This is a genomic window from Cyanobacteriota bacterium, from assembly GCA_025054735.1.
Taxonomy (GTDB): Bacteria; Cyanobacteriota; Cyanobacteriia; order SKYG9; family SKYG9; genus SKYG9.
Window position 1 is genome coordinate 1 of the sequence record JANWZG010000066.1, and the last position, 11,816, is coordinate 11,816.

The 11,816-nt window shown below is 47.1% G+C and carries 11 protein-coding genes and 1 tRNA gene; 4 read left to right on the top strand and 8 right to left on the bottom strand.

The annotated features are described in order from the left end of the window. Positions 1 to 977 (bottom strand): FAD-binding oxidoreductase (locus tag NZ772_04995; protein ID MCS6812916.1); only part of this gene is annotated, 977 nt, incomplete at its 3' end. Positions 978 to 1,063: 86 nt separating this feature from the next. Here NZ772_04995 and NZ772_05000 point away from each other — a divergent pair. Next, entirely contained in the window at positions 1,064 to 1,837 is a 774-nt protein-coding gene (locus NZ772_05000; protein MCS6812917.1) for a tRNA 5-methoxyuridine(34)/uridine 5-oxyacetic acid(34) synthase CmoB, read from the top strand. A gap of 69 nt (positions 1,838 to 1,906) precedes the next feature. Here the strand turns inward: NZ772_05000 and NZ772_05005 are convergent, their stop codons facing one another. The 5 genes from NZ772_05005 to NZ772_05025 all read right to left on the bottom strand — a co-directional run bounded on the left by NZ772_05005 (position 1,907) and on the right by NZ772_05025 (position 6,182). Then, on the bottom strand, positions 1,907 to 2,500 hold the full coding sequence (locus NZ772_05005) for a hypothetical protein (protein ID MCS6812918.1): 594 nt from the start codon (positions 2,498 to 2,500) through the stop codon (positions 1,907 to 1,909). Between the two features lie 204 nt (positions 2,501 to 2,704). Continuing rightward, positions 2,705 to 3,298 (bottom strand): dephospho-CoA kinase, encoded by a 594-nt coding sequence (coaE, locus tag NZ772_05010; protein ID MCS6812919.1) that lies wholly within the window; start codon positions 3,296 to 3,298, stop codon positions 2,705 to 2,707. A gap of 622 nt (positions 3,299 to 3,920) precedes the next feature. Then, entirely contained in the window at positions 3,921 to 4,607 is a 687-nt protein-coding gene (locus NZ772_05015; GenBank protein ID MCS6812920.1) for a hypothetical protein, read from the bottom strand. Then, complete coding sequence (locus tag NZ772_05020) at positions 4,534 to 5,046, bottom strand: late competence development ComFB family protein (protein MCS6812921.1); 513 nt, start codon at positions 5,044 to 5,046, stop codon at positions 4,534 to 4,536. The genes NZ772_05015 and NZ772_05020 overlap by 74 nt, the downstream gene beginning before the upstream one ends. Positions 5,047 to 6,008: 962 nt before the next feature. Next, entirely contained in the window at positions 6,009 to 6,182 is a 174-nt protein-coding gene (locus NZ772_05025; protein ID MCS6812922.1) for a hypothetical protein, read from the bottom strand. Between the two features lie 191 nt (positions 6,183 to 6,373). Between NZ772_05025 and era the strand changes: the two genes are divergently transcribed. The 3 genes from era (at position 6,374) to NZ772_05040 (ending at position 8,414) form a co-directional block, all read left to right on the top strand. Further along, complete coding sequence (gene era, locus NZ772_05030; protein ID MCS6812923.1) at positions 6,374 to 7,306, top strand: GTPase Era; 933 nt, start codon at positions 6,374 to 6,376, stop codon at positions 7,304 to 7,306. Positions 7,307 to 7,407: 101 nt separating this feature from the next. Beyond that, a tRNA-Leu gene (locus NZ772_05035) sits at positions 7,408 to 7,491 on the top strand. Positions 7,492 to 8,021: 530 nt separating this feature from the next. Continuing rightward, entirely contained in the window at positions 8,022 to 8,414 is a 393-nt protein-coding gene (locus tag NZ772_05040) for a hypothetical protein (GenBank protein MCS6812924.1), read from the top strand. Between the two features lie 1,166 nt (positions 8,415 to 9,580). On the opposite strand, the gene NZ772_05045 is transcribed toward NZ772_05040, so the two are convergent. Beyond that, positions 9,581 to 11,272, bottom strand: a complete 1,692-nt coding sequence (locus tag NZ772_05045) for a GMC family oxidoreductase (GenBank protein ID MCS6812925.1) — start codon at positions 11,270 to 11,272, stop codon at positions 9,581 to 9,583. Between the two features lie 158 nt (positions 11,273 to 11,430). Further along, positions 11,431 to 11,816, bottom strand: a 386-nt coding sequence (locus NZ772_05050; GenBank protein ID MCS6812926.1) for a PadR family transcriptional regulator, incomplete at its 5' end; no start/stop codon positions are given.

Below are 11,816 nucleotides of genomic sequence, written 5' to 3' on the forward strand. Positions count from 1 at the left end.
TGATGGGGCAATGACTCGATGATAGGTGCCGATCGTCCATAAGGGCGAGGACGCAACCCTGACCATTGGTGCAGAATTTCTCCAGTAGCAAGGGCAGGACAAAAGGCGATTGCTTGCTGTCTCACCTGCTCTAGCAAACCAGGATTTGCTTGGGGCAGGGCATCTGGGCTGTCAACCTCAGGAAACTCTACCGTAGCCCCCACCCAATACTCATTATTTCCCAAGGGGACAATGTGAGTATCGTTACCAGTAACCACTGGCTGGAGAGCAGATGTTCCCAGGGGTGTTGGCAACCGTAGTCGTAGAGCCTGCCCCAATACTGGCCGAATATCTACTGCTTGCTGACTGAGGGCAGAAGATCCTATACCTGCTGCAATTACTATCCAGTCTGCACTCAAACTTCCCTGATCTGTCAACATCTGTCCCTTAGCCCCAATGCCATGAACCGTAACTCCTAATTGAAACTGCACACCCTGTTGTTTAGCAGCCGCTACCAGCGCTAGTGTCAACTCAGTCGGATGCACTTGCCGATCGTCTAGCGAATGCACCGCAGCCACCAATTCTGGGTGATCGAGATAGGGGTAGGCTGTCTGGAGTTGTGCCCGATCAAGCATCACTAGCCGCCATCCTTGGGCTTGACGCAAGGCAGCGAGGCGCTCCCACACTGGCAACTCCTCCCTCGCAAAGCAAAGGTGTAACAAGCCTTGGCGATTATAGGGAATGCGACGACCAGTAATTGCTTCTAATTCTGGGATTAGTGCATCGTAGCGACGTATGCTATCAAGGCGCATGTGCATACCACTACCCTTAACCTTGTGACTGATGGCTGCCATCAACACCCCCAATGCAGCACCTGTCGAGCCTTGAGCCGGTAGTTGTCGATCGTACACTGTTATCGCCATATCAGGACAGCGACTGAGTTCATAGGCAATCATTGCCCCCACAACACCGCACCCTACAATCGCTACTGTTTGCATAGGTGGTTGCTTATGCCCAGAGTTTGTTAGTGTCTAGTGTAGGCCATGCTGTTCAAACCCAAGCTGATTTTAGGTAACTACTCATCATGACGACGGATTCTTCTAGCCATAGCCCTTCTCCTACAAGTTCCACTGCCACTTGGCAAGACCGAGTAGCCGCATTTTCGTTTTGGTACCACCGGATTGAGCTACCCGGCAACATTGTCACACCAGGCGTTAACCCCCTTAGCCCAGAGAGCTACGGCATTCCTGAAGACTTGACTGGAAAGCGAGTACTAGACGTGGGGGCATGGGATGGCTACTGGAGCTTTGAGGCATTGAAACGGGGTGCTAGGGAAGTAGTGGCGATCGACGACTTTTCAGACTACATGGGCAAGCTAGACCAGCGCTACGCTTGGGACACCTTTGACCTTTGTCGAGAAGCTCTAGGCTATGGTGAAGATGTTTGCCAGCGGCATGAACTATCAGTTTATGACGTAGATGAACTCTGGCTGGGTCGATTTGATGTGGTGTTTTTCTTTGGGACACTCTACCACCTGCGATACCCACTGCTTGCCCTTGATCGCCTAGCAGCCATTTGTGACGGCAGCCTGTATGTTGAATCAGCCATCCTAGACGACTATAGCCCCTACCAAGGGGGATTTGGTCATGGCTATCCTGGGCGGCAAATGGTGATGGAATTTTATCCCGGCGCGGAGTATGCAGGCAATGAAACAAACTACTGGGTACCGACTTTGTGGTGTTTAGCAAACATGGTTAAGTCCGCTGGGTTTGCTCAAGTATCCGCCTGGAAGTTAACAGATACCCCTACCAGTATTGGTCTTTGTCGCGGGTTTGTCACTGGGCACAAGATAGAGTGAGAGCAACCAACGCAAAGGGCGGCGACGTTCTGGAAAGCGAGCATTGGGATACAGTTGGCGATAGGCTGCTTACACCCTGGGTAAATGGGGAATGTTGTCGCGGTAGTCGTTCAAGAAATCACTAGTGATGAGTTGATTGTATTCTGATTGCGATAGCCGCCGCACTGCTCTCAGTTTGCGATCGTGCCCAATGGCCACAGCCTGTCCCATCCGTAGACGCACAGGTTGAAAGACCGGTACCCCTCCAGCGGAACTGTGCAAACTTCGTACTTCTACCTCACCTTCCAACACCGAAATGTCTTCATTACCATCTGGGGCAACAGACAAGACATAGGTTGTGCTCCGGACACCTACAACCACCGAGTTAGTGCAACCCTTCCTAGCTCCACCGACCAACATGGTGCCCTGTTGAACAGGGATACAATCATTGCCTACCGTTAACACTGCATGTTGAGAGAGACGGACAATAGCACCAGTGTTAAAGCTGAGCTGAGCACGGGCACGTTTAGTGCTCACCGTCTCACCCCGCTTGGCCACAGCATTGACGGGTACCTGCCGATTTTGGATGTAGACTCGATTCCCATCCAGAATGTCAGTTACCTGAGCTTGGGAGGCACTTTGTCCAGTAGCTGGCACGATCGCTGCCAGCACAACAACACCCACGCTGACAAGGAGGAGCAGGAGAAATTTAAGCTGACGAGGTAACCTAGTGGCTCTGCGGCTACGTTGGATAGTCAGGCACATTGTGAGAATCTACTGACAAGCACCCAGGGTGAACCGCGATCAACTCTAGCACCCACGACAATAGTTCAGACTCCGTTGGTCTTGATTAGGTTCATGGACAAGATGACGCAACCAAAGAAAGCATCACCTGTTAGAAACAGCCAAGGCATGATCGATTTGGCGATACAACGTCTCTAGGGTGCCTGAGTTGTCCAACACGATATTGGCATGGGCAATTTTCTCTGCGATTGGGAGTTGACTGCTAATACGGGCCTGGGCTTGTGCAATCGTCATGCCTCTAGCAATCAACCGCTGAAGTTGCTGATCTGGCCTACAGGTCACTACCCAAATTTCAGACACCATATCTGTTAAGCCTGCCTCGAACAACAGTGGAATAGACAACACAACTAGGGGGGTTGTCGTCAACGCTGCTAGGGATTGGGCAAAGCGATCTCGTACATAGGGATGAATTTGCTGCTCTAACCAACGACGCTCATTTGCATCGGCAAACACAATAGTTCCTAACTGGGCACGGTTCAGATTGCCATCAGGAAGCAAGATAGCTTGACCATAGCGATCGCTAATCCGCTCCAGAATAGGAGAGCCTATGGCCACAGCATCCCGTGCATAGACATCAGCATCTAAGACAGGGATCCCATATTGACTGGCCATGTAGTTAGATACCGTGGTTTTTCCCATGCCTATGCCACCCGTTAAGCCGATTTGTCGTTGCGTCATGCCGTGAAATCACTGGAAGCGAAGGTTAGGATCATCTTACAGGCCAATTCCGAGCATCTTTAAGCCACAAGTAGATAACCAATGCACAGTTGGCTAGGAAGTTTACAGCGAGGACTTAATACCAATTCTCCAAAAGCCATTTACATAACCCCCTATCTTGTAGTAAGAACCCACAGCAATTCTGCTTAGGTAAACCGTAGTATGGCCAGCTAACGTCAAGACCAACAACCTAGAAATACACTGCTGATGCCCGACCCTCTAGCCGTTGACTTACGACTAACTTCGACAACGAGTTATGGCAATCCTATGAGGCGAAAGAAGGCTCAATGGCAACTGGCAGATGGTCTAAGGTCAGTTTGCTATCTGTGCAAGATTTGAGGCAGCACTGTCCCCAATAAAAAACCGACAAGCCAAAAAAGCTAGTCGGTTGATCGTGTGTTCCCTGTTGATGACTCGGCTAGAGTTGAGTCATTATTATTTTCTAGTAACGTCGAAATTACTTCTACAGATAGAATCACAGGAAGCTCGTGACCTTTATCACAGCTTAATCAAGAAATGTTTCATAGTCAGTATCATCACGGATTGAGTTTTCTACGCGCAGCAGTAGGCGCTTGTAGGTTGACTAGAGCCGATCGCGCCTGAGTGTAGGCAGCAGAGTCTGACAGGTAACTGGATTACCCTTAGCATCGTAGCTACAGGTATAGGTCGCCAAACAAGTGCCTCGACTATCAAAAATTCGGACGTTGTATCCAAATTCGCTAGAGGCGCGACCAAATTGAGCTAAAAACCGATAGCGCTCAACATATCCTAGAGAAATCCAAAGCTGTTGGTTAACTAAAAGGTCTACTCGTGGTGGGTTCTGATCTCGCTGGGGATAGGCCGACCAACTCACCAATAACTTACCGCCATACTGCGCTTGTGCCCACCACAAGCTAGGTACTGACGACGCTCGTTGGCAAGTTATCTTCTCAGTGACGATGCCATCGGGTAGTGCACAGTTTCCTATTTCCTCAACATCAGATAAGTCTCCTGGATAACGTTCGCCAAACACTGTATCCGATGGTAGAACCGATACAGATAGCGAATCTAACAGGCTAAGCTTAGCTAACTCAGTACAAACTCCCCACGCTGAGTTAGCAGTAACCGCACTGAAGAGTAGAGCAATAGTGGCCACAGGCAGTAGTCGCCACAATCGCTGTAGTATCTGTAGCTGTTGGAGTGATAGTCGCCACAAACTAATACCTGTACATGGCACTGTTCCAGGCACTGCGTCGGTGAGGCTGAGCATCGTGGTGGTGATGGTCTCCAAAGATCTCTCCTCTAGCAGATTTTGCTATTGCGTCTTCCACCTTAGCAACCACATTCTGCCAAGAGAGGTCATCGCAATGCAAGAGCAACCTTAACGCTTGTAATGCCTTGTATGCATCGGAGCCTCCCTGATCTGCAGCATCTGGCGCGATCGGAGTTTCAATCCGCAAGGGATCTTTTTGCACAGCTAAGACACCTTGACGAACTGCTGTGGCAATTTGTTCACTATAGTCGCGCCGACCTCGTAAACACTGTTGCCGCCAGCCCTTCTCACTAGTAGCGTATAACGAAGGCAAGCGATTCAGCGCAAAAGCAGCAACCTCCTTTTTATTGAGATATCTAGCAAGTCGGGGGGGAATCATCCTAAATTGCTTGTCAATTTCCTCAGCAACCAGATGCTCCATGGCATTTCGGTAAACAAAGGCAGTGTTTGTATGCATAGCAACAACTCTCAGGAAACGAAACAATAGCGAGGATATTCAAGATGCCCTGTTATCAAGTTTTCCCTAACAGTAATCATTCCAAGGGAAGTAAAGCTGATGTATCCAAGTGTTTTGTAGCCCGTAAGTTTCATTCTCTTACTTATTCCCTGATTATTCCCTGAACACTTATAGTCTCTAAATGCATACCCCCCACAGAGTGGGTATGGAGTACCACGACTGCATGTGAACAGTGTAGCTTTCAACTATTAGGGCCATAGTAGCTTGGTCAAACTAGCATTAGGAACTATAAAACCTAGTCACAACGGACAAGAGTGTTTTTCAAACCTAAGGCTTTGGGTTCAGATTACCCATTGTTGGCATCAGGTTCTATGACACAGTTGGCAAAGCCAACAGAGTTTATCAGACACTGACTACCAGACAAATACTACAAGTACCTAAGTAGTGGAATTAGGGTAGATGATGCACTAACAATTTACTAAGCACGGTAAGGTACTAACTACTAGTAATCCAGCTAACTCCACTCATTGTGTCTATATTAAGACGAATTTCTAGAGAGTTACAACTATTCAGTAATTGCCCATACTAAGGCTCAGTATTTCCTAATAGAAGATTAGCCAACTTTATGGATAAAATTAGTGCTAAGTTGCTATAGCTTAGGCACATCAGTTTATAGATTCAACTTAGTATGGATGAAGCTGCTTAGGGCAGTGCTGCAAGCGTAAATTTAGGGGCAATGTTTCAAGTAAGTCTCTTAGACAGAGGCTTACCTGAAACACTAAGTTAACGCCCTAACAGGGCAGATTCAGGAACTGTGTGTGCGATTGTCCCATCACACAGCCAAATCGCCCTGCCAGTCCTCATTACTACCAGAATTCCCTGGGCAATCTAAAGAATTGTATACTTTTAACTCTGTAATACGTCCCAGTTATCGCTGGCTTAGATCTACTTAGGTATTAGATCTACGAGGAAATACGTAACTCTCCGCGCTGAAGTGCTCGGAATACATGGGTAATTAGTTCATGTTCCTCCTCACTAATCGACTGACAAGACATTAGCAATAGCTGATCTGTGGGGCTAATTTGACGAAGGGTGAGAATACGATCAACGATTTCCTTAACCGACAGCTTAGACATAGCGCTTCAACGATGCACAACGATTGGATACCTAATGATTAATAGGGCATTCTCTAGTCCACAGTCGTAATGACTATCTTGTCTGCAAGTGATTGTCGTCACAATACAAGTCGCGCTCAATACAAGTGCCCTTACATGAAGGGCAAGCTGGCTGATAATAGATCGTGATCCATTTCATTAGGAGTAGTCGTCTGGACAGTTTCCAGCCATTTCCCTTGCCAGTTACCCCTCCTGGCTTCAAATCCGGGTTTGTAGGCATTGTGGGTCGCCCTAATGTGGGCAAATCGACTTTGATGAATCAGCTTGTGGGGCAAAAGATTGCCATTACGTCACCGGTTGCCCAAACTACGCGTAATCGGTTGCGAGGCATTCTCACTACTCCAGAGGCACAGCTAATTTTTGTAGATACTCCTGGGATTCACAAGCCCCATCACCAACTGGGAAAAGTATTGGTAAAAACCGCTAAACATACGATTCAAACTGTGGATGTAGTGTTGCTTGTAGTGGACTGTTCAGTAGCGGCTGGCGGCGGCGATCGTTACATTGTCAATATTCTTAGTCAACTGGAAACACCCGTGATTCTAGGACTGAACAAAGCTGACCAACAGCCTGACTCCGCTAATCAGCTAGACGACACCTACGCTGAACTGGTGGCTCCCTACGGTTGGCCGATGCTAAAATTTTCAGCCCTGACTGGTGATGGGCTAGGAGCTTTGCAACAAGCACTCTGCGATCGCCTTGATCCAGGCCCCTACTACTACCCGCCGGATCTTGTCACCGATCAACCAGAGCGTTTCATTATGGGAGAACTAATTCGAGAGCAAATTTTGCTGCATACTAGGGAAGAAGTACCCCATTCAGTAGCTGTGGTCATCGATCGGGTCGAAGAGCAACCTACTATCACCAACATTTTGGCAACCATTTATGTAGAGCGTCCGTCCCAAAAGGCAATTCTTCTCGGCAAGGGTGGCAGCATGATTAAGCTAATTGGCTCCAATGCTCGACAACAAATTCAAATCCTAGTGGACGGTAACGTCTACCTAGAACTGTTTGTGAAGGTGCAACCTAAATGGAGACAATCTTCTACACAACTTGCTGATTTAGGCTATCGTCTCGATGACTGAGCGTGAGTGCTATCGGAAACTATGAATCTTGCTAAAACCAGTTGACTGAGTAGCGTTCTTATGGGAAATTGAAAGACTGCAACATTACTCTAGTGAACCAAGCGGAACTGGCGGAATTGGTAGACGCGCTAGATTCAGGTTCTAGTGGCAGCAATGCCTTCGGGGTTCAAGTCCCCGGTTCCGCATACATTCTAGACTAAACAGCAACAACCATTAGCCCTAACTTAGGTCTGGTTTGGGTCTGACCTCCCGAAATCTGAATCCACCTGTAGTTCAGCAGCTCTGCTGGCTGCCAACCAATTGGAGGTGTGAGCGAAAGTATCGCGATCAAACTTCGTATTGCTCTCTGAGAGCAAACAGGTTATTGATTTTCGATCGAAAATCATCCTGAGCTGATTTTAGTGCCCGATAGTCGGTCACCAGTTGCCCTTGCTTGTCTGGTTTTCTCTGTCTATTGTCAATAAGCCCTTGCTCTACAAGGGTTCTCAACTCTCTCCTAACGTTGATAAGACCCTGCTTTTCTCCATTCTGTTCAGCCCTCAACAAAAACTTGATTGATTGCCATGGACAATGAGCTTTCTATCAGGTGATTTATCTTCGGTTGCAGATGCTAATATCGGATCTTGCTCAGAGGGCGAGATCTATTGTTATGCTCTTAGGTTTATAACGTGAGGCTTGCTACACCTAGATAGAATGTTACTCTGTTAGCAAGACAATGCAATCCCTCATCCCTTTGGGCTTAGTTTTGCTGGGAGCTTTCGCGATCGGCCTTCTGCTCTGGTTAATTCGACAGCAACGGCACACGACTAGACCTGTAGCCAGACATCTACCGCCAACGAACCTTAGACAATCATCGGTATCGCATGGGTTCTATCGGCGAGCGTACAAACCTAGTCGTAAAAGCCTTGAGCAAGTGACACCCAAAAACACTGGCTATTGGCACGAACCGAAAAGCAGCACAGTTAATGAGTTGTTAACTCTTACTAACGGAGATCGACAACTAGCTGAACGGCTGGTAAAGTCAGTGCAAAGTCGTAATCCAGGTCAGACAGCTCAATGGTGTTGGGAAAAAGCCCTGTACGACTTGCAGCGCGATCGTCGTGCCTAGTAATGGTCTCTCATCCCAGTAAGAGGGCTAGGACAAGGTGATCTGCTGGCAACCAACATTACGGTACAGTTGCTAGTTGCTAGAAATTAGCATTTCGTTAGTCAATCAAGGCTATAGCAGTAGACTTACCAAAAACATTGCTGTAGCCGTCGTTACCAAATGCGACCTGGGTTGCGCTTGGTATATGTCCCATGCACGGTTTTTGTGTGCTAAAGCGTTTATTGGCAGCGCCTGCTGTTGCCCTATAGGTGCTAGTTGCACTCGCTGGTCATAGATGAATTGAGTAACCATAACCTTCCAACAGTTCTTGCTATTCACGAAACAGCCTGCAAACCCCACTTGGTTCTCAAGCCCCAACTGTTCCTGGAATTCACACCACTCCAAGTAGCAATTCCATGCAACTCGGAGATGGGGGGTTGTGAGGAAATTCTGTAGATCTCCCTTCGTATCGTCACTACTTTGCATAAGTCAATGGTTACGGCTAGAGTTTATGGAGGCTAGGGACGATGATCGCTAACGCACTGATTACCGGCATCACGTTAAAACCAGCAGCACAAACTTAGTAAAGGCAGAGTGGCTACTCTTCACTCAGTAACTACTCACGTGAAATGGCCTCGAAGCAAAGCCAACTATTTCGAGACTGTACACCTGGTGAATGCCTCGAATGAAGAAAATCAGGCTATGTGAAGAACGAGTAATAGAAATATTTCTAGAGAAATGTTCAATACACGCTTGCCCCAAAACAGTCCAATTGTTTCGTTAACGAAAGAGCCTTGAGCCTAACGTGTGGGCATGTCTCCTGCACATTCAACATGCGTTACAGATAATGAGATAGAGTGCACGACTGGAAAGTTGTAAGGAAAAAGAACTATCTAAGGTGGAGTTAGGCTACTAGGAATTTTCACCGCAGGAACTGCTAGCAAAACTAGCAAAAAAGACACCAGCAGCTTACCTCTGAGGAATAGGCTCCTGCTCAAGCACATTCTTATCCCCCTAACTGATCTAGTAGAACTTTCTGTAAACATAGTTATAAAAACTATAGGCTGTGCAAACACCTTGCATAAACTTAAAGCCACTCGTTAAGAGCACTTAGCTTACCTAAAGTGTGTTTAAGGTATGAATCTGCCTATTCTAACAGATTTTTGACTGGCTTTCCTGATCGATGTTTAAGCTAGTGATTTAGCCAATTCTACTTGGTTAGACAGTCTACGCTTAATGTGATCTGCCAAGCGAAGGGCTAGTGCGACTGTTGTCAAGGTCGTATTTGCATAGCCACCAGTGGGAAACACAGAACTGCTAGCGATAAACACATTTGTAACCCCATGTACTTGACAGTGCGCATCAACTACACCGTGCTTTGGATTATCATGCATTCGAGTCGATCCCATGTGATGAGATGACCCTAGAGTAACTACGACAGGGTCGCCATCGGGGGTTCGTGCTGGAACATACTTGCCTATGCCAGCTCTAGCAATTTCTTCTACTAGTACTGCTTGTGCCTGCTTAATACTATTACGGTCAGCTTCAGACCAGCGAGAAATTAACTTAATTGCCCGCCTACCCAGGAGATCGGTACCACTGCCAAGTACCAATCGATTGTTGGGGTTAGGCACCTGCTCGGTCATATGTAGCACTTCAAACATGCCATAAGCCTTTTCTCGATTGGGTTGACACTGTGACCAGCCGCCTGTAGCCAGGTTAGGAAAAAATGGTGGTGGTGTGTTTGTAACTTTATCAACAACTGCATCAACCACATCCCCCACATTCTTCACTACGTTACCCAGATGCCCAAGCACCCCTGACACACCGTGACTGTACCCTCTAGGTGAGGCTAATGCCTTTAAGGACGAAATAGCAGGCGAGTTTAGCCGCTTTGCCCTAGGAAAGATCCAAGAAACGAGATTTAAGAGTCGTTCTCGACGAACAGCTTCATTCGTCAGCACCAAGCTACCCATAATTTCAGTGCCTCGAACGTAACGCTTATCGTACAGAGCAGTCTGGTTGAAAATGGCAGGGTTTGATGGATAGATGAAACCACCAGCTACGAGTGGATGATCCATAAAAAATCTGCCCGTGACATCATAGTGGTTACCCAAACCATCTGGATTCACTCGATTAGAGAGCAGCAGTAAGTGGGTATTTTCGATCGCCCCAGCAGCCAACAGCACTATCCTAGCTGACACCCAAAAGCGTTTACCATTCAAGCAAGCACATTGCACACGGGTCACCGTCGTACCGTCATCATTCGTTTCGAGTTCAACAGCATTGGCATGAAGATAGGTGGTGATGTTCTGAGCTTGGGCAATCTCGTCCCTGTAGGTACGGGTAAACAAATCTAGATAGCCAAATTGAAACATACGTGTCGTTACCCGATCGCCCTTAAAGGGTAACCGGGGTGCATCTTCACTTTCCCAGAAATCTGCTGTGTAGTCAAATACACCAGCTCCAAAAACCTGTTGTGCTCGTTGGTAATACGGAACTAGGTGGTCTCGGTTAAAGGGCCAGCCACTATAGGGAACCCAATCTCTCTGCTCAAAGTCTGTCTCTTCTAGAGGCACAATGCGAAGACCCATGCGACCCTGGTGTAGATTGATGCCCCAATAGCTAGCATTGCCACCAAATTTTCGGTTTCGGTTATCAGAGGTTACTTGAAGAAAACTCTCATCAATTTCAACATTACCTAGCGACTTGGTAGCCTCATCAGGCATCTCTTCACTGCCACTCTCTAGCATACAAATATCAATACCCGCTTGCGCTAGCTCTCTCGCTAGGGTAATACCCGCTGGACCGCTGCCAATAATACATACATCGGTCTCAATCGTAACATTAGTAGGTAGCAGTCGTGCGTCAATCAGCATAAAACCCAATAGGCTACAGTCCAGTAACAGACGCTAATCATACTCATATTTTCAAGAATATATCAATAGTTATTAAAGTACTGTCATGATTGCATATCTACGGGTATTTACTGATCTCTTCATAAAGACTTTATCTTAATTGTTGATAGTACTGAGTGTTAGGCTAGCAGGTTACTAGGTTTATCTAAGGTTTTAAGCGTTACAATCGCGTCATGATACCAAGCTAGCCACATCTGTTCATAGGCAATCCCAAATCGCAACGTTAAATAACTAAAGGTCATCGGTTCACTGAAACTCTCTGGGCACTGAAAGAATTGAGCTGCTATTGTTTGGTATATTGCTAGACGTTGGCAATGCTGGCGGTAATGATTGTCTAGTTCAGCAAGTATGACCTCTCTAGGCACAGAAAAGCCTGCGAACAACTTGACTAATAAATCATCTTTAATAGGGCTAATGGGTAGGGGTTGCGCTACCCAAGCTTGGAAAGCAGCACTACCTTCATCTGTAACGTAATAAATTCGTTTATTGGGGCGATTTTCTTGCT